The 17,882-nt window shown below is 72.2% G+C and carries 15 protein-coding genes; 8 read left to right on the top strand and 7 right to left on the bottom strand.

The features are described 5' to 3' along the window. Nucleotides 1-43 precede the first annotated feature (43 nt). Together H9622_RS14600 and H9622_RS14595 are read left to right on the top strand one after the other, a co-directional pair. Nucleotides 44-529 carry a DUF6326 family protein gene (locus H9622_RS14600; protein WP_191767154.1) on the top strand — a complete coding sequence of 162 codons (486 nt, stop codon included), beginning with the start codon at nt 44-46 and terminating at the stop codon, nt 527-529. A gap of 506 nt (nt 530-1,035) precedes the next feature. Next, complete coding sequence (locus H9622_RS14595) at nt 1,036-1,740, top strand: hypothetical protein (protein WP_191767153.1); 705 nt, start codon at nt 1,036-1,038, stop codon at nt 1,738-1,740. A 22-nt stretch (nt 1,741-1,762) separates the two neighbouring features. Here H9622_RS14595 and H9622_RS14590 read toward each other — a convergent pair whose 3' ends face one another. Further along, nucleotides 1,763-2,872: a class I SAM-dependent methyltransferase gene (locus H9622_RS14590; protein ID WP_191767152.1), complete on the bottom strand. Its 1,110-nt coding sequence runs from the start codon at nt 2,870-2,872 to the stop codon at nt 1,763-1,765. 116 nt (nt 2,873-2,988) lie between these two features. On the opposite strand from H9622_RS14590, the gene H9622_RS14585 reads away from it, so the two are divergent. Beyond that, nucleotides 2,989-3,453, top strand: a complete 465-nt coding sequence (locus H9622_RS14585; RefSeq protein WP_191767151.1) for a DUF3817 domain-containing protein — start codon at nt 2,989-2,991, stop codon at nt 3,451-3,453. 13 nt (nt 3,454-3,466) lie between these two features. Here H9622_RS14585 and H9622_RS14580 read toward each other — a convergent pair whose 3' ends face one another. The 5 genes from H9622_RS14580 to H9622_RS14560 all read right to left on the bottom strand — a co-directional run bounded on the left by H9622_RS14580 (nt 3,467) and on the right by H9622_RS14560 (nt 10,363). Next, entirely contained in the window at nt 3,467-6,373 is a 2,907-nt protein-coding gene (locus H9622_RS14580; protein ID WP_191767150.1) for an aminotransferase, read from the bottom strand. A 62-nt stretch (nt 6,374-6,435) separates the two neighbouring features. Beyond that, on the bottom strand, nt 6,436-6,807 hold the full coding sequence (locus H9622_RS14575) for a VOC family protein (RefSeq protein ID WP_191767149.1): 372 nt from the start codon (nt 6,805-6,807) through the stop codon (nt 6,436-6,438). A gap of 101 nt (nt 6,808-6,908) precedes the next feature. Further along, nucleotides 6,909-9,221 carry an ATP-binding protein gene (locus H9622_RS14570; RefSeq protein WP_191767148.1) on the bottom strand — a complete coding sequence of 771 codons (2,313 nt, stop codon included), beginning with the start codon at nt 9,219-9,221 and terminating at the stop codon, nt 6,909-6,911. Between the two features lie 98 nt (nt 9,222-9,319). Further along, nucleotides 9,320-9,499 carry a hypothetical protein gene (locus tag H9622_RS14565; protein ID WP_191767147.1) on the bottom strand — a complete coding sequence of 60 codons (180 nt, stop codon included), beginning with the start codon at nt 9,497-9,499 and terminating at the stop codon, nt 9,320-9,322. A 27-nt stretch (nt 9,500-9,526) separates the two neighbouring features. Beyond that, complete coding sequence (locus H9622_RS14560; protein ID WP_191767146.1) at nt 9,527-10,363, bottom strand: class I SAM-dependent methyltransferase; 837 nt, start codon at nt 10,361-10,363, stop codon at nt 9,527-9,529. 215 nt (nt 10,364-10,578) lie between these two features. On the opposite strand from H9622_RS14560, the gene H9622_RS14555 reads away from it, so the two are divergent. The 3 genes from H9622_RS14555 (at nt 10,579) to H9622_RS14545 (ending at nt 14,949) form a co-directional block, all read left to right on the top strand. Then, nucleotides 10,579-13,143, top strand: a complete 2,565-nt coding sequence (locus tag H9622_RS14555) for an ATP-dependent Clp protease ATP-binding subunit (RefSeq protein WP_191767145.1) — start codon at nt 10,579-10,581, stop codon at nt 13,141-13,143. 154 nt (nt 13,144-13,297) lie between these two features. Further along, on the top strand, nt 13,298-14,173 hold the full coding sequence (locus H9622_RS14550; RefSeq protein ID WP_191767144.1) for an LLM class flavin-dependent oxidoreductase: 876 nt from the start codon (nt 13,298-13,300) through the stop codon (nt 14,171-14,173). After that, on the top strand, nt 14,170-14,949 hold the full coding sequence (locus H9622_RS14545) for an LLM class flavin-dependent oxidoreductase (RefSeq protein WP_191767143.1): 780 nt from the start codon (nt 14,170-14,172) through the stop codon (nt 14,947-14,949). Before H9622_RS14550 ends, H9622_RS14545 begins: the two co-directional genes overlap by 4 nt. 24 nt (nt 14,950-14,973) lie before the next feature. On the opposite strand, the gene H9622_RS14540 is transcribed toward H9622_RS14545, so the two are convergent. Next, complete coding sequence (locus H9622_RS14540; protein ID WP_191767142.1) at nt 14,974-16,233, bottom strand: endonuclease/exonuclease/phosphatase family protein; 1,260 nt, start codon at nt 16,231-16,233, stop codon at nt 14,974-14,976. Between the two features lie 164 nt (nt 16,234-16,397). Between H9622_RS14540 and H9622_RS15915 the strand changes: the two genes are divergently transcribed. Continuing rightward, a complete protein-coding gene (locus tag H9622_RS15915; protein WP_225222150.1) occupies nt 16,398-16,844 on the top strand; it encodes a DoxX family protein in 447 nt (148 codons plus the stop codon). Further along, nucleotides 16,841-17,863, top strand: a complete 1,023-nt coding sequence (locus tag H9622_RS14535) for an epimerase (protein WP_318247135.1) — start codon at nt 16,841-16,843, stop codon at nt 17,861-17,863. Before H9622_RS15915 ends, H9622_RS14535 begins: the two co-directional genes overlap by 4 nt. Nucleotides 17,864-17,882 lie beyond the last annotated feature (19 nt).

Below are 17,882 nucleotides of genomic sequence, written 5' to 3'. Positions count from 1 at the left end.
ACGACGTACGGTGTACGAACCGTGTCCTGACGAAAGAAGACCGATGACCGACCACACGAAGAACCCGCTCGACGACCCGCCGATGCCGGTGCGCAGCAAGCTCGCCGCCGCCTGGACGAGCTTCGTCTTCCTCTACGTCTACGTCGACGTGCTGAACTTCTACAAGCCCGGCGTCCTCGACGGAATCCTGGATGGCTTCATCTGGAGGTTCGACATCAGTGCGACGCTGTTGACCGTCTTCCTCGCATCGGTGTCGGTCCCGGCACTCATGGTCGTCCTCTCGATGACGCTCCCTGCCCGAGCGAACCGGACGGTGAATCTCGTCGTGGCAGCGCTCCTCATCCCGTACTCGATCTTCAACGCCGCAGGCGCGGCGTGGGAGTGGGCAGCCTTCTACGGCCTCTCGATCGGAATCGAGGTGCTTCTCCTGGCGTTCATCCTGCGCTCCGCCTGGACCTGGCCTCGCACGCCCGCCCCTCCGGTCGACCCCTACCGCGCCGCGACACGCTCCGTCAACCAGAGCGCGTGATACCCCCTCCGGGTGAGCACGGAGCGATATGGTCGGAATGCGGATGTCCCCAGCATCCGCCGGACGATGGGTGTCCCCACACCCACGTCCCTACATCGCCGGGGCTCGTGGCCTTGGGGGCACGAACCGATAACTCGCGATGGCCGGGCTTCGGGTGTCCCCAGCACCCGGAGCCCGGTTGCGTGTCGGCGGCCCGACATTTCCTCGCATCTCGCGTAATAGATGCAGGGGGACCGTCGTCTCATTGGCAAGACGTCCCCAACCGTCTTCGAGCCGCGACCCTCGGGCTCGGCTCGTGCCGCCTCCTGGCCCCTCCCCGATCGGGTCAGGAGGCGGCACAGATCCCGCCGGGGCGTGGATGATGAGCGGATGCCGCGGGCCGGCCTGCGCCGCGTGGATCATCCTGACCGGGTGAGGCCTGCCGCGTCGGCGCTTCCCTACAGTGGGCACCACACCGCCCGGCGTCGCCGCCGGCGCCCTGGGGAACGGCGAATGGAGACGCGCCCATGAGCAGCGACAGCACACCTCCCATCACCAAGCCGTCGGCTGCCGCGCCGGCGACCCCACCGCCGTCCGCCGGCGTGACCGGTCGGACCCTCATGTGGTTCGGCCTCGCGATCGTCGTCCTGGCCTTCTTCGCGGCCTTCCTCGGCTCGTGGCTGGCGCGTTCCGTCGACACGGCCGATCAGGCGCCGGTCGCGGCATCCACTCCCCAGCCTTCCGCCACCCCCGAGGAGACACCGACCGTCGAGGACTACGAGGCCGCACTCGAAGACATCCTGCCGGCCGGGTCCGCGGTGCGCGCCGGGACCGGCGTGCCCGAGTCGGGCAAGGGCAGTGCGGGCGACGTGTACATCGACATCGCCACCGCCGACGTCTACCTGTTCGAAGACGATTGGACGCGCGTCGGCAACATCCGCGAGTCGGCTGCCGCGAACCTCACCGGAGCCACCGGAGCGACTGGGGCCACGGGAGCGCAGGGGCAGCAGGGCGACCAAGGCGACCAGGGCGACCAGGGCGACCAGGGCGAGCAAGGGGAGCAGGGCGAAGCGGGGGCGCCCGGCACCCAGGTGACCCTCGGTTCGGGTGAGCCCGCCGACCCGGCATGCGAGGGCGACGACATCTTCATCGACACGACGACGCCGATGTTCTACCAGTGCAGCGACGGCGCGTGGGTCGCGTTCTCACCGCCACCGGCGACCGAGGAGTGATGCGCCCTCGCCCTCGGGCGAGTCAGCGCCGCGTCGACGCGGTCACCGTGAACTTCGCGTTGCGCGCGATCTGACGCGTCGGTCCGACGAGCCGCTCGAGGGCGGGCCGGTACTGCAGCGCGGAGTTCCATACCGTCCACAGCTCGCCGCCCGGCTGAAGCACCCGCCCGGCGTCGGCGAACATGCTCGGCGCGACGCCCTCGCTCACTGCCGCTCCGACATGGAACGGCGGATTGAGCGCGATGAAGGACGCGGTGGCGTCGCCCTGCGAGCGCAGCATGTCGTCGCGCACGACCTCGACACGATCGCCGACGCCGTTCGCCTCTGCGGTGGCACGCGCGGACGCCACGGCGGTGGCCGACTGATCGCACGCGATGACGTGGAGCTCGGGATGCCGCAGCGCGAGGGTCGTCGCCACGACACCGGTCCCGCAGGCGAGGTCGATCACGGAGCCCGCCGGCGCGCCCAGCTCGGGGAGGTGCTCCCGCAGCAGCCGGGTGCCGATGTCGATCGATGTGCCGGCGAACGCGCCGCCGAACGCGCACACCACGAGGCCGTCGTGCGTGTCAGTCCGAGGCTCCGGTTCGCGCCCGTCGTGGGGGCCGCGCGCGATCAGCACGCGGGACTTCTGCCGAGCATGGCTCACGTCGACGCGCGCGAAGTGCTCGCGCAGCACGTCGTTCATGGTGGGAGTCATGTGCTTGATCCGGCCGCCGGCGTAGACGGTGACGTCGTCGTCGGCGTGCGCCGCGATCAGCCCTGCGAGGTCGCGCAGCGCGTCGAGAGACCGGGGGAGCCTCAGGAGCACCACCCGCGCACCCGCGACGAGATCGGCGGAGAGGCGGTGCGACGTGACGGCTCCGGCCAGGCCGAACCGCTCGGCGTTCGCCGCCAGCGCCCGTTCACCCGTGAGGGCGTCCTGATGCACCCGGATACCGCGCGCACCCTCGCTCGCCGCACCCAGCGCGATCGCGCCGTAGCCGTCGCCGATGACCACGACGGTCCCGTCGCCGGCATCGCGCCGCGCGTCGGCGGACTCATCGAGGATCAGCCGGTCCGCGGCATCCGCGGCCGGCAGATCGGGACCTTCGAGGTCGGGCCAGCGCCGCAGCGCGGCGGGGGAGTACTCCACCGTCCCACGCTAGCCCGTCGCCCGCGTGCCCGTCCGCCCGGACGGGGACGCTCGTCGTGGCAGGCCCGACCTTCCGGCGAACCTAAGCTGGAAGCATCCCCACCCGAAGGAGACCTGTGTTCCGCACGCCCTTGAACCTCTTCCGAGTCCTGGCCGTCGCGGAGGCGATCTCGTGGACGCTGCTCATCGCCGCGCTCATCCTCCGCGCCACGAGCGACTTCGCGATCGGTGTCACGGTGGGCGGCGCGATCCACGGATTCGTGTTCCTCTCCTACGGGGCGACGGCGATCCTGGTTGCCCTGAATCAGCGCTGGGGCGTGTGGCCGACGGTCGTCGCGGTCGTGAGCGCCGTGATCCCGTATGCCACGATCCCGACCGAGCTGTGGCTGCATCGCTCGGGTCGCCTGACCGGCGCGTGGCGGCTCGCCGCCACGGATGACCCGCGGGACGCCGCGTGGCACGACCGTCTGATGCGCTGGTTCCTCAACCGGGCGTGGCTGCTCGTCGTGCTCATCGCGGCGGCGGTCGTCGTCCTGTACGCGGCGCTGCTGGTGATCGGCCCTCCCGGAGGCCGCCACTGACGCAGTCCTGCGCTCACCAGCCCGTCGTGAGCACCCGGTCGAGCGCGGCGACCACGGCGTCTGCGCTCTCGCGTGAGAAGCACATCGGCGGCTTGAGCTTCAGGATGTTCTGGTGGTCGCCCGTCGGCTGCGCGATCACGCCCAGTTCGCGCAGCCGGGCGCAGATCGCCGCAGTCTCGGCCGTCGCGGGCTCCCACGTGGCGCGGTCGCGCACGAACTCCGGGCCGAGGTAGAAGCCCGAGCCGTGGACGGCGGCGAGGAGCGGATGCCGCTGCCCGAGTTCTTCGAGCCGCGCCTTGAGGTATCCGCCGACCTCGCGCGCGTTCTCCTGCAGTCGCTCGTCTCGGAGGATGTCGAGCACCGCGAGGCCGACCGCGCTCGACACCGGACTGCCACCCGCCGACGAGAAGAAGTAGCCTCCTTCGCGGTAACGGTGGGCGATCTCGCGGGTGGTGATGACGGCGCCGAGCGGATGCCCGCTCCCCATCGCCTTGGCGACGGTCACGATGTCGGGCACCACGCCCTGCTGCTCGAATCCCCAGAACCACTCGCCCAGGCGCCCGTATCCCACCTGCACCTCGTCGGCGATCGCGAGCCCGCCGTGGGCCCGCACCGCTGCGTAGACGGCGGCGAGGTAGCCGTCGGGAAGCGCGACGCCGCCCGCGTTGCCGAAGATCGGCTCGGCGATGAACGCGCCGACCGGGGTTCCCCCGGCTGCGAGCCGCTCGACTTCGGCGACAGCGCCGTCCGCGTACCGCGCAGGCGAGGCGCCGCGGTGGCCGTAGGGCGCCGGCACGGTGTGCACCCACTCCGGGCGGGTCTCGAGCGCGGCGGGATTGTCGGCGACCGACGTCGACACCGCATCCGACAGATAGGTCCACCCGTGGTACGCCTCGCGCACGGCCAGCACGTCGCGTCGCCCCGACCACGCCTGCCCCAGACGCAGCGCCAGATCGACCGCCTCGGAGCCGCTGTTCACGAGGAAGACGGTGTCGAGCGGCTCGGGGAGCAGCGCCGCCAGCCTCTCCGAGAACTCGACCACAGCGGGGTAGTGGAACCGCGAGTTCGTGTTCAGCAACCGCCACTGCTCGGCGACGGCATCGACGAGTCTCGGGTGCGCGTGCCCCACCGACGTGACGTTGTTGAGCGTGTCGAGGTAGACACGGCCGTCGGCGTCGACGAGATGCTCACGCCAGCCGCGCACCATCACGGGCGGGTCGTCGAAGTAGTGCTCCTGCACGTCGGCGAACACGGCCTCGCGGCGAGCGAGCAGCGCCGCCGCATCGACAGTGCCGGGGGAGGAACGTGCCGGATGCCCCGGCACGAGCGGACTCGGATCGGCGACCACCGCCCGCCAGGCGGCGGCGAGGCTGCGGGGCGCGAAGCGCGGTGCGTCGGCGCCCGCGCGCACGACCTGCACCCAGAGCGACCCGTCGGCCTCGCCGAGCAGATCGCCGACCTCGACGGCGCTGCCGTCGGCGAGCGCCGTGCGCACGCCGTCCAGGCGCAGGGTCCAGTTGCCGGTGCCGACGAGCACGCCGTTCGACGTCACCGCGACGACGCCCGCCCAGGGCGCCGCGAGCGGCTGCCGGCCGGCGAACCGCAGCTCGATGCCGAGGGCGACGTTGTGCGGCTCGTCGGGAGCGAGCGGCCGCGAGCGGGTGAGCCGGGCCTCGCCGAACCTCGCCGCGACGACGCGGGCGCGGTCGAGGCATCCGCTCATCACATCGTGCTCGGCGGATGCCGTCAGCCAGCGCCCTTCGTGCAGGTGAGGGCTCGTCGGCGACAGGTCCGCCACGACGACGTCGTCGGCGGTCAGCCACGGCAGGAGCGGCTGAGCCGGCGGGAGCCCCGGCTCGGGCGCGGACTGCCCGAGCGTCCGCAGGACGAGGGCGGTCGCCACGTCGAGCGGCACCGACGTCGCCGCGTCGAAGATCGCACGCTCGTGCAGGAGGTTTCCGGCGGCGTACGCGTTGGCGGGGTCGGTCCGGAGCACGTGGTGGGCGCTCGCGACCAACGTCGCCGCGCGCACGACGACCAGCGGCCACAGTGCGCGGAGCTCGGGCGGGCTGAGCGGCCGCACGCGGTGATAGGCCGTCACCGCGCGCATCGCGGCCGCGAGGTCGACGCCGTCGTGGTGGAGCAGCGACGAGACGGTGATGGCCAGCTCGCCGACGGCCCAGGTGCGGTTGAGGTCGCCCAGGTCGATCACGCCGTCGGGCAGGCGGGTGATGCGGTCGGCGGTGACGACGTTGTCGTCGGTGAGGTCGCCGTGGATGAACTGCGTAGGCAGTTCCGCTGCGACGGCGCCGACCTCGGCCCACGCCGCCGCGGACGCGTCCGCGAGTCGTTCGCGGAGTGCGGCATCGTCGACGAACGGCAGCATCTCGGCGAGCGCGCCCGGCGCCTGGCGGAGGTCCCACTGGTGGCTGCGCTCCGCGGCGGGGGCCTCGAGGTCTTCGAGGGCGAGGGCGACCCGGGCGGCCAAGGCGCCCAGCGACTCGACCGCCGCGCGCGACAGGTGACCGGTGAGGGTCGAGCCCTCGAGGAACTCGAGCACGCGCGCCTGCATCTCGACGCCGTCGACCGTCACCGGCCGGACCGTCGCGCCGTCGGCGACGAGCGCACGCGGGGCGCGGCATCCTGCCCGTTCTGCAATGCGCGCAGCAGCCGCCGACTGCGCCTCGAGCTCGACCGCGGTCACGCTGGGGTTCGCGATCTTCAGCAGCAGCGGGGGCGCGTCGTCGCGCTCGAGGAGGAAGTTGCGATCCTGGTGGCTGCCCAGTGCCCGCGCAGATGCCTCGATGCCCCAGACGTCGCGGGCCAGCCGCGCGGCGAGCGCGTCGGAGATGTCGGGCGGGGCGGGCTGAGTCAAGGTGTCCGTGCTCGGGTCAGGGCTCGCGCTCGGGTCGGCGCTCATCTCGTGCTCCTCGGTGGATCTGGCACGAGGCTACCGGTGGAGCGCGAGCCCTGACGAGCCGATCAGTCGCGACTCGGCAGCTGCTGCAGCGTCCAGGCGTTGCCGTCGGGGTCGGCGAAGGTGACGAACCGGCCCCACGCCTGCTCGTCGACGCCCTGCGCGTCGACACCCCGTTCACGAAGGTGGGCGAGCGCCTCGTCGGCGTCGGGCACCACCACCTGGATCGTGTCCTGCTGACCCGGCTGAAGCGTGCCGCCCAGGCCGGTGCCGAACGCGATGGAGCACGCCGAGCCCGGCGGCGTCAGCTGCACGAACCGCAGCCCTTCGAACGGGGTCTGATCGTGATCGAGGTGGAAGCCGATGCCGACGTAGAAGTCGCGCGCCCGGTCGACGTCGGAGACGGGCACGTGGATGAGTTCGATCTTCCAGTCCATACTGGGTCCTCTCTCTCCGCCGGAAGGCGCGGCGCCTGCCGGCGGCCCTCACGCTACGCCCGGGGCCGGACATTCCGGGGTCGTCCGCATCGCCCGCGCCGTCAGGTGCGAGCACTCTCGCCGAGGAAGGCGCCGAGCTGACCGGGCGGGCACGCGGCGACCGCGGCGCTGCGTCCGGCGAGGTCGGCGAGCGTGTCGAGCGCAGCCAGCACCGCGCCGTCGTCACCGGCGTCGCGGTGCGCCCGGACGAGACCCTCGACCGTCGCGATCTGACGCGCCCTGTCGCCCGCCGCCGTCGCGATCGCCGAGGCTTCGCGCAGTGCGGCGACGCGACTGCGCGGGTCGGCGGCGCGGTTCGCGCGCAGCATGAGGACGCGGTGGACGCACCGCAGATCGCCCAAGTGGCGGAACGACACCAGCAGCTCGCCGAGTTCGCCGCTCTCGTCCAGCCCGAGAGTCGCCTGCACCAGCCGGCCGTGCGCGAGCTCGTGCTCGTTGTCGGTCGACTCGGAGTAGGCCACGCACTCGGCGGCCCAGCGGGCGGCGCGCTCGGAGTCGTAGCCCGACTCGGCCGCGGTGAGGGCCATCATGAACCGCACGTTGTTGACGTGGGTCTCGTCGCCGGCGCGCGCGTACGCGCGCATCGCACCCTCGAAGGCCTCGACGGCGTCGGCGACGTCGCTGCGCCGCCCCTCCTGCACGGCGATGCTGCGGAGCGCGACACCGCGGAACTGGCGTGCGGCCGCAGCATCCCACGGGTCGTCGTGCTCGATCGCGAGACGCTCGGCGGTGTCGAGGTGAGGCAGTGCGGCGGCGGGGTCCGAACCATAGGCGGCGGCGAGCCCGGCGAGCTGATGGGCGGCGCGCAGCTCGTGCGGATCGGCGGGGTCGGCGGCGGCGAGAGCGCGCTCCGCGAGCCTGCTCACCACCTCGATGTCGAAGAACGCGAGGGCGTTGCCCAGCACGAGCAGCTGGGACGGCGTGGCTCGTTCGAGCAGCCAGTCGTCGTGCGCGCCGAGCGACAGAGCCTCGACGCTGTCGGCATCCGATCCGTACTGCTCCACGCCGACGGCGAGCAGCGCCGACAGCCGGACGGCGACCGGGTCGCGCTCCGCGAGCGACCAGCGCAGCGCGGCGTTCACCTCGGGGCACAGCATGACGGATAGCCCCATCGCCTCCTTGCTCGCGTCGGTGCGTGCTCGCGCGATGAAGCCCTCCGACACGATCGTCACCATCTCGGCGTGGCGCCGGAGCACGTCGCGGACCACGTCCGGATCGGTGCGCGCGAGCACGAACTCGCGCATCACCGCGAGCAGGCGCCAGCGGCCGCCGTCGCCGAATGCGGGAACGAGCAGCGACCGGTCGAGCAGGCGCAGCACGATGCGTTCGGCGCCTTCATGGCTGACCGCGACCGCGAGGTCGATGTCGAAGGTGCGGGGAAGTGCGGCGAGCCGCTGCAGCACGTCGCGCTCCTCGTCGTCGAGCAGGTGCCACGTCCACTCGAACGCCGTCTCGAGGCTGCGGTGCCGGCCCTCCGGCGTCGCGCGGTCGAGCATGGCGAAGTCGCGGTCGAGGCGTGCGGACAGTTCGGCGAGGGGCAGGTGGCGTGCGGCGGACGCGGCGAGTTCGAGCGCGAGCGGGAGCCCGTCGAGCCGGGTCGCGATGTGGTCGACGAACGGGTCGTCCTGGGCCGCGGGCGCGTGCCCGTGGGCGGACAGCCGGTCGCGCAGCAGTGCGCTCGCGGGCGCGTCGACGCCGTCGGCGGTGAGCGGGGGCACCAGGTGCACGTGCTCGTCGTCGCCCCCGAGCGGGGTCTGCGAGGTGACGAGGACCTTGAGCCCGGGTGCGAGCGGGCGCAGCCGGGCGATCATCGAGCGCGTCGCGGGCCCGACATGGTCGGCGTTGTCGAGCACGAGCAGGTAGGGCTGCGCGGCGAGGGCGATGCCGACGGAGGCGAGGAGGTCTTCATGGGGGGATGCCTCGAGCCCGAGCACCCTCGAGATGCGGTTGACGACATCGCCGGGGGTGGCGTGCTCGAACTCGACGATCACCGGGGTGCGCGCATCCTGCGCCTTGGCGAACTCGAGTGCGAGGCGGGTCTTGCCGACGCCGCCCGGGCCGACGAGGGTCAGCAGGTCGCCCGCTCGGACGGCCGCCTCCAGCTCGGCGACGTCGCGGCCCCGACCGCGGAACGGATTGGCCGGTACGCGCACCGAGGCATCGCGCAGCTCTCGCGCGGCGGAGACCAGGTCGGCGCGGCTCTCGGCCCCGAGCTTGCGGCGCAGGCTTGCGATGTGGCTCTCGACCGTGCGCACCGAGATGAACAACTCCGAGGCGATCTCGGGGTTGGTGAGCCGTCGCTCCACGGCGGCGAGGACCGCGCTCTCGCGCGGCGTCAGGGGCGGCCCCAGCACGCGCCCAGTGTACTCACGGGCGCGAGCGCGCGGCACCGGTCGGATGGCGCGCTCCGCCGGCAGCGCGCGGAGACGCGCCGCCGGCGGAGCATGTGCGCTCACGCGCGACGCGGGAGGAGGCGGAACAGGATGCCGCCGGGCGCCTTCGCGGTGCGCGCCGAGACGACCGGAGGCTCGAGTTCGGCGCGCTCCTCGGCGCGACGCCGGAGCTCGAGCTCGCGGATCAGCTCGTTCTGAGCTATCGCGTGCAGGGCATAGGCGTCGTGGGCGTACACCACAGCCGCCTCCTCTCGGTCGTGCGGCGGTCAGCGGACCGTCGCGGTGAACAGCAGGAACTCGGAGTCGATGACTCCATCGCGCTCGATGGCGCGGTCGCCGAGGCCGCGCAGGGCCTCGTCGATGGCCGCCACCGCGGCCGGGTCGTCGGCGTTGCGGTTGTAGACCGCGATCGTCGGCCCGTAGTGCGACGCGAAGTAGGCCCGGAACTCCTCGCCTGTCGCGAAGCGGTCGAACCGCACGCTCTCACGCACCGCGCGCACGTCGGTGACGCGATCGCCGAAGAGCTCGCGCACGTGCGCCTCGTCGCCCCACAGGGGCGCCGGCTGAGCGCCCGGAGGAAGCGGCGCGTTGAACGGCTTCAGCGCGGCGAACAGCTGGCCGATGAAGCCCTGCGGCGTCCAGCTGATGAGCCCGATCCGTCCGCCGGGGCGGACGACGCGGATGATCTCGCCGGCGCTGCGCTCGTGGTGCGGTGCGAACATCACGCCGACCGTCGAGATCGCGACGTCGAACTCGTCCTCGCCGAACGGCAGCGCCTCGGCGTCCGCCGGCCGCCACTCCAGCTCCGCGCCCGCGTCCTGCGCGCGGCGGTGGCCGTCGCCGAACAGCTCGGGCGTGAGGTCGGTCGCGACGACGTCGGCTCCGCGCTTCGCGGCGGGGATCGCCGCGTTGCCGCTTCCGGCCGCGATGTCGATCACGCGCTCTCCGGCGCGGACGTCCACGGCCTCGACCACCCGTGGGCCGAGCGACCAGATGAGGTCGTGGGCGAGCGTCGGGTAGTCGCCCGACGCCCACATCGCGCGGTGCTTGGCCTTGAGGGCCTGATCGGCCTCGTCGATCACGATCGTGTTCAGATCCGTCATGATGTGTCCTTCTCCTTCTGGTTCTGTGGACGCATCCCAGGGTTCTCGGGAAGCGCCGCGGCGACATCCGTGCCGTGCACGGAAATCGGCACCGGGAGCGAAGAGCGCGGACCGGGTCTGGGAATACACAGCCCCCGCAGAGTCTTGAAGTTGATACGACTGCGCTCAAGTTCCTAAACTTGACAGTCCTTTCCTCAACTTTCAGGAGAAACGGAATGCCCGAAGACTTCACCCCGTCCGCCGGCGCCGACGACAACGGCGGCTCGTTCGACGAGTTCCTGGCGCGGTATCTGGCAGGGGAGCGCGCTCGCGCCGAGCGGTCCATCGACCTCAGCCGGTTCCTCGGCGCGCGCACCCAGGAGCTGCTCCAGCGCGCAGGCCGGTTCGCGCTCGAGCGCGGCCAGCGCGAGCTCGACGCGCTGCATGTGCTGCGCGTCCTCATCGACGAGGCGCCCGCGCGTGACGCCGTCCAGCACATCGGGGCCGACCCGCGCGCGATCCTCCGCGCGACCGAGGAGCGCCTGCCCGGCGCGAGCGCCCCGGCCGACGTCGACGGTGCCGTCATCACGCCGTCGGTGCAGCGCGCGCTGTTCCACGCGTTCCAGGTGGCCCGCTCGTCGGGCTCGACCTACGTCGACCCCGAGCACCTGTTCTTCGCTCTCGTCCTCGCACAGGACACACCTGCAGGGCAGGTGCTCGCGCGCGCCGGCGTCACCGCCGAGGCCCTCACGCAGGGGCTCCGCGAGACCGTGACCACGGGCGGGGAGCCGCGGACCGAGGAAGAGGCGGATGCCGCGGCATCCGACACCCCCCTGCTCGACACGTACGGCACCGACCTCACCGCGCAGGCTGCAGCCGGAGAACTCGACCCCGTCATCGGGCGCGCCGACGAGATCGAGCAGACGATCGAGATCCTGAGCCGGCGCACCAAGAACAACCCGGTGCTCGTCGGCGAGGCCGGCGTCGGCAAGACCGCCATCGTCGAAGGTCTCGCGCAGGCGATCGTCGAAGGCGGCGTCCCCGAGCAGCTGCTCGGAAAGCGCGTCGTCGCGCTCGACCTGCCCGCGATGCTCGCAGGCACGCGCTACCGCGGCGACTTCGAGGAGCGCCTCACCAAGACGATGGATGAGATCGCCGCCCACAAGGGCGAGCTCATCGTGTTCATCGACGAGGTGCACACGGTCGTCGGCGCAGGTGGCGCCGGTGACGGCGGCATGGACGCCGGCAACATCCTCAAGCCCCGCCTCGCGCGCGGCGACCTGCACCTCGTCGGAGCCACGACGCTCAAGGAGTACCGCGTGATCGAGAAGGATCCCGCGCTCGAGCGCCGGTTCCAGCCTGTGCGGGTCGGCGAGCCCTCGGTCGAGGACGCGGTGCTCATCCTGCGCGGCCTGCAGCCGGCCTACGAGAATCACCACGGCATCGCGTACACCGACGAGGCGATCCGTGCGGCCGTCGAGCTCAGCGACCGGTACCTCACCGAGCGCGTGCTGCCAGACAAGGCGATCGACCTGATCGATCAGGCCGGCGCGCGGCTGCGCCTGCGGCTGGGGGCGAAGGTCGACGTCAGCGCGCTGATGACCGACCTGGCCACGCTCGAGGCCGACAAGAACGCCGCGGTCTCGGCCGAGCACTACGAGGAGGCTTCGCGCATCCGCGACCGCATCGCGGCCGTGCAGGCCCGGCTCGACGACATCACGGCCACCGGAGCCGCCGGTCGCGACGAGGCTGTGGTCGGCGAGCCCGAGATCGCCGCGGTGATCAGCCGTGCCACCGGCATCCCTCTCAACCGCCTCACCGAGTCCGAGCGCGAGCGTCTCGCCGTGCTCGAGGACGAGCTGCACGATCGCGTGATCGGCCAGGACGACGCCGTGGCCGCGGTCGCCAAGGCGGTGCGCCGCAACCGCACCGGCATGGGCGACGCCCGGCGGCCGGTGGGCTCGTTCCTCTTCCTCGGTCCGACCGGCGTCGGCAAGACCGAACTGGCGAAGGCGCTCGCCGCGTCGCTGTTCGACGACGAGGGCGCGGTGATCCGCTTCGACATGAGCGAGTTCGGCGAGCGGCACACGGTGTCGCGTCTCGTGGGGGCGCCTCCCGGATACGTCGGCTACGACGAGGCGGGCCAGCTGACCGAGCGCGTCCGCCGCAATCCGTACTCGATCGTGCTGTTCGACGAGATCGAGAAGGCGCACCCCGACGTGTTCAACCTGCTGCTGCAGGTGCTCGACGACGGGCGCCTGACCGATGGCCAGGGGCGCACCGTCGACTTCCGCAACACGGTGGTCGTGATGACGTCGAACCTCGGCTCGGAGTTCCTCGCTTCGCGCGGAGGCGCGATCGGCTTCATCGCCGACGGCGGCGGATCGACGGGCTTCGGCTCCGAGAAGGACCTGCGCGACCGCGTCATGGCGCGTCTGCGCGAGGCCATGCGACCGGAGTTCCTCAACCGCATCGACGAGATCGTGCTGTTCCGCAAGCTCGACCAGCCGCAGCTGCGTCAGATCGTCGGGCTTCTGCTCGGCGCGTCGGAGGCTCGGCTCGGCAAGCGCGAGGTGGGGCTGGTCGTCACGGACGCCGCGACCGACTGGCTCGCCGAGCACGGGTACGAGCCCGAGTACGGCGCGCGTCCGCTGCGCCGCCTGATCCAGCGCGAGGTCGACGACCGCATCGCCGACCTGTTCGTGACGGGGGCGCTCGTCGACGGCGGATCGGTGACGGTGGATGCCGCGTCCGGCGAGCTCATCGTGAGGGCCGAGGCTCCCGCGATCATCGCCGCCTGACGCCCCTCGCCGCCTGACGCCCTCGCCGCCTGACGCCCCGCACCACCCTGCTCACCTGTCACGATCTGCCGGTCGCGCCGACGCTTCGTGACAGGTGAGCAGGGGTTCGCGCGGCGGCGACAGCAACGTCGTGCGGGCGTGCCAGGCTGGAGCAATGGCACGCATCGGCGCGATCTTCAACCCGTACACGCACGCACCCGAGGAGTTCCGCGACGCGGTGGTCGTCGCCGAGCGCGAGGGGCTGCCCGAGCTGTGGATCTGGGAGGACTGCTTCCGCACGTCGGCGTTCGCGACGGCTGCGGCCGCGCTGGCCTGGACCGAGCAGCTGCGGCTGGGGATCGGCATCTCGCCCATGCCGCTGCGCAACGTCGCCGCCACGGCGATGGAGATCGCCACCGTCGAGCGGCTGTTCCCCGGCCGGCTCCTTCCCGGCGTGGGGCACGGCGTGCTGCCGTGGATGGGGCAGGTGGGCGCGCGCGTCGCCTCGCCGCTGACCCTCATGCGCGAGTACGTCCCGGCCCTGCGGTCGCTGCTCGCCGGCGAGCAGGTCGACACCGCGGGCCGCTACGTCACGCTCGACGCCGTCCGGCTCGACACGCCACCCGCGACGGCACCGCTCGTGTACGCGGCGGCCGAGGGTCCCAAGACGCTGCAGCTGTGCGGCGAGGTCGCCGACGGTGTCGTGCTCGACAGCAACCACACACCGGCCGAAGTGCGCGCGTCGGTCGAGACGATCCGCGGTGCGCGCGCCGCGGCGGGTCGGGAGGGCGACCATGACGTCGTCGCGTTCGTGATCACCGCCTTCGGCCCCGACGCCGAGGCACGGGCGCTCGCCGACGTCGGCGACAAGCCCGATCCGCATCAGCGCGCGGTGTGGGGCGATCCGGCCGCGGTCGCCACGGCGCTCGGCGAATTCTTCGACGCCGGGGTCGACGACGTCGTGCTGCTCCCGGCCTCGCGCGTCGACGCGGCCGCGTTCTACGCGTCGGCAGCCGAGGTGTCGCGTCTCGTCGCGGAGCGCACGGCATGACCGGCACCGGCGCGCTGTCGATCGGCGTCGCCGCCGCCGTCGGACCCGAGCTCGCCGCACGCCTGGCGCCGGCGATCGAGGCCGCCGGGTTCCACGCGCTGTGGGTCAACGACACGCCGGGCAGCGATGCGCTCGCGGTGCTCGCCGCCGCCGCGCGCGAGACCGAGTCCCTCGTGCTCGCGACCGGTGTCGTCCCGGTCGACCGGCGTCCGCCGGCCGAGATCCTCGACCGAGTCTCGGCCCTCGCGCTGCCGGAAGACCGGCTTCTGCTCGGCATCGGCTCCGGCGGTCGCCGCGAAGGAGCGCTGGCGCTGGTGGCGGATGCCGCGGCCGCACTCCGGGCGGGATCGTCGGCGCGCGTCGTGATCGGTGCGCTCGGCCCGAAGATGCGGCGACTCGGGGCCGCGGCATCCGACGGTCTGCTTCTCAGCTGGCTGACGCCCGACGTCGCCGCGCGGCAGACCGATGCGGCCCATGAGGTCGCCGCCGACGCCCACGTCGCGGTCTATGTGCGCACCGCGCTCGACGCCGATGCCGGGCCGCGGCTCGAGCGGGAGGCTGCCGCGTATGCCTCGTACCCGGCATACGCCGCGAACTTCGCCCGCCTGGGCATCGAGGCGCTCGACACGGTGATCCGGCCCGATCAGGGCGCGCGGATCGCCGCGTACCGGGCGTCGGCCGACGAGGTCGTGCTGCGCGCGATCACCGCCGGCGAGACCGCCGACGATTATCTGCGCTTCGTCGACGCGGCGCGGGCGGCCGCCGCGGCCCGATGACCGCGGCGACCCCCGTTTGACGGGTCAGCGCCCGGTGCGCGGCACCTTCACGTCGACCCACACCAGCCGGTGGTCGCTGCTCGGGAACGGGAAGACCCCGGTCAGACGCGACAGCGGGTCGGCCGTCACGGGCCAGAAGACGCCCGACGCGACGGGCTGCAGCGTCCACGACGGCAGGACGTAGTCCGCACGGAGGTTGCCCGGCGCGGTGTCGCTGAAGTCGGCGGTGTCGTACTTCGGGTCGCCCCGGTGCGTGGCGTTCGCCCCGCCCTGCAGCGCGGAGGCCTCGACGGCACCCTGCGACGTCGGTTCCGCGTCGCGGATCCAGTGGCTGCCGAGCAGCTGGTCGATCGCGGCGTCGACGGAGTCGCCGTCGAGGGGGTCTGCATTCTGGTCGCCGACGATGACGAACGACGACGCCGGCCGCAGTCCGCCGCGCAGGCCGTCGTCGTCGTAGATGTAGCGGCCCTTGCCGGGCGCGACGTAGTCGGCCCAGAACCGGATCTCGTCGTGGTTGCGCGTGCCGTTGCGGTCCTCGGGCCCGTCGAAGGTCGGCGGGGTCGGGTGCGAGGCGAGGATGTGCACGGTGTGGTCGCCGACCTTCACCGGCACATCCCAGTGCGACTTGCTCGACAGGCGGAAGACCTCGAGCTCTTCGGCGGAGTACCAATCGGCCGGGAGCACCGTGTCCGGATCGTCCGGCAGCAGGGCGCCGGGCATGTCCTTCCACAGGAACTTCTGGAACGTGCGCACGTCGTCGGTCACGATCGGGTGCTGGGAGAGCACGACCATGCCGTACTGGCCTGGGTAGATGCCGAAGCCGAACGCGTCGTCGCCTCCGCCGACGGTTCCGTTGTTGTTGAGGTCGAACCCGCTCGGGATGCCGGTGTTCGACGGCGCCACGAAGGCGTAGGGGTATTCGACCGCCGGAGCGCCGTTCTGGCTGACCTCGAGGTAGTTGTCGCGGAACAGGTCGACGGCGACCCCGCCCTCGACGTAGTCGAACTCGTTCAGCAGCACGACATCGGGCGCAGCGCGCTGGATCACCTCGGCCACCGTGCGCGCCTGCGCGTTGTCGCCGGTCGACAGGTCGCTCACGAGCTGGCCCTCCGCGTTGCGATTGAGCGACAGGTTGTAGGTCGCGACGCGCAGCGGCTCCTTCTGGTAGAGCACGTCGGGCTTGTGGGGCGAGGGCGGCGCGGCCAGGGCAGGGGCAGCCGAGCCGGCGCCGATGAGGGCGGCGGCGGTGAGGGCGGCGAGAGCGCCGCGGATGCGGGGGGACATCGTTCTCCTTCGAACAGGACGCCGTCTTGTGGACGGCGCAGGGGGATGCAGCGACGCACTCGCGTGATCAGCGGCGAGGTCGACCGCACCTCAACGGTAGGCGGCGAACATGACCAGTGGAAGAACGGCGGTCGTCGGAGTCACGAGATGCCAGACTGGGCGCGATGACCGCTCGATCCGCGACCCGCACCGATTCCGTACCGAAAGTCGTGGCGCGCACCGTGCTCGCGGCACTGCTGCTCATCGCCGGGGCGTCCCACCTCACGTGGGGACGCCGCGGCTACCGCATCGTGGTGCCCGATTGGGCGACGGCGCTGCTGCGCACCGACAAGGACGCGATCGTGGTGGCGTCCGGCGCGGTCGAGCTGATGCTGGGAGGCGCGCTTCTCTCACTCCCGCGCGAGCGCGGGCGGATCGGCTGGATCGTCGCAGGCTTCTTCATCGCCGTGTTCCCCGGGAACGTGCATCAGTGGCGAACCCGCCGCGATGCCCCGCTGATGCGCACCGACCGGGCGCGGTTCGTCCGCCTGCTCCTTCAGCCCGTCCTCGTGGCCTGGGCGCTGTGGAGCACGTGGCCGGAGCGTCGAGCGGGAAGGACGGCCGCGCGGTGACCCGCCCCGTCGCCGTGATCGCCGGCGCCTCCGGGTTCGTGGGCGGCGCGCTGCGCACCGCGCTCGCCGGCGACGGCTACGACATCCGGCTGGTCGGCCGCAGCGGACCGGATGGGCGCTGGTCGGATCCTGCGAGTCTGCAGCGCGCCGTCGACGGAGCCGACCTGCTGATCAATCTCGCGGGCAAGTCGGTGAACTGCCGCTACACCGATGGAAACCGCGACGAGATCCTGCGATCCCGTGTCGAGACGACCCGCCTCCTGCGGGAAGCGGTGACGGATGCTGCTGCCCCGCCTGCACTATGGCTGAATGCCAGCACCGCCACGATCTATCGATACGCGATGGACCGTCCGCAGACGGAGGCGGAGGGCGAGCTCGGGTCGGGCTTCTCGGTCGACGTCGCCCGCACGTGGGAGGACGAGTTCTTCGCCGGCGATCTCCCCGCCACGCGACGTGCTTCGCTGCGCATGGCCATCGTCCTCGGCGACGGACCCGCGACCCGGCTGCTCGTGCGGCTGGCCCGGCTCGGCCTGGGCGGTCCGCAGTACGACGGTCGCTGGTTCCCGCATCGCCGCTATCGCGGCATCGGCCCGCGCCCGACCGGCGACGGCCGAGCGCCGTCGCATCGCTCGCATGGGCGGCAGCGCTTCAGCTGGATCCACATCGACGACGTCGTCGGCAGTGTGCGCTTCATTCGCGACAACCCCGACATCGCCGGACCGGTGAACCTCGCGGCACCCGACCCGATCGACAACGCCACGCTGATGGAGACGCTGCGTCGTCTGGTCGGTGCGCCGGTCGGTCTGCCCGCGTGGCGCTTCATGCTCGAGCCCGCGATGTGGGTGCTGCGCACCGAGCCGGAGCTTGTCCTGAAGAGCCGCTGGGTGCTTCCGGGCGTGCTGGAGGATGCCGGGTACCGCTTCGCGCATGCCGAGGCGGGCCTGGCTCTCGCGGACGTCGTCGGGAGCCTCTCCCCAACGCGTGACAGCGCGGAGGATGCCGCCGCCCGCCTGGGTTAGAGTGCCAGAGTGCAAAGGG

The sequence above is a fragment of the Microbacterium gallinarum genome, from assembly GCF_014837165.1.
Lineage (GTDB): Bacteria > Actinomycetota > Actinomycetes > Actinomycetales > Microbacteriaceae > Microbacterium > Microbacterium gallinarum.
This window is presented reverse-complemented; position numbering and strand designations above follow the sequence as displayed.

Bases quoted from the DNA above. Each gene is read 5' to 3' on its own strand.
- H9622_RS15915 (WP_225222150.1), top strand. From the start codon at position 16,398: ATGACCGCTCGATCCGCGACCCGCACCGATTCCGTACCGAAAGTCGTG.
- H9622_RS14545 (WP_191767143.1), top strand. From the start codon at position 14,170: ATGACCGGCACCGGCGCGCTGTCGATCGGCGTCGCCGCCGCCGTCGGA.
- H9622_RS14600 (WP_191767154.1), top strand. From the start codon at position 44: ATGACCGACCACACGAAGAACCCGCTCGACGACCCGCCGATGCCGGTG.
- H9622_RS14595 (WP_191767153.1), top strand. From the start codon at position 1,036: ATGAGCAGCGACAGCACACCTCCCATCACCAAGCCGTCGGCTGCCGCG.
- H9622_RS14580 (WP_191767150.1), bottom strand. From the start codon at position 6,373: ATGAGCGCCGACCCGAGCGCGAGCCCTGACCCGAGCACGGACACCTTG.
- H9622_RS14555 (WP_191767145.1), top strand. From the start codon at position 10,579: ATGCCCGAAGACTTCACCCCGTCCGCCGGCGCCGACGACAACGGCGGC.
- H9622_RS14550 (WP_191767144.1), top strand. From the start codon at position 13,298: ATGGCACGCATCGGCGCGATCTTCAACCCGTACACGCACGCACCCGAG.
- H9622_RS14540 (WP_191767142.1), bottom strand. From the start codon at position 16,233: ATGTCCCCCCGCATCCGCGGCGCTCTCGCCGCCCTCACCGCCGCCGCC.
- H9622_RS14560 (WP_191767146.1), bottom strand. From the start codon at position 10,363: ATGACGGATCTGAACACGATCGTGATCGACGAGGCCGATCAGGCCCTC.
- H9622_RS14575 (WP_191767149.1), bottom strand. From the start codon at position 6,807: ATGGACTGGAAGATCGAACTCATCCACGTGCCCGTCTCCGACGTCGAC.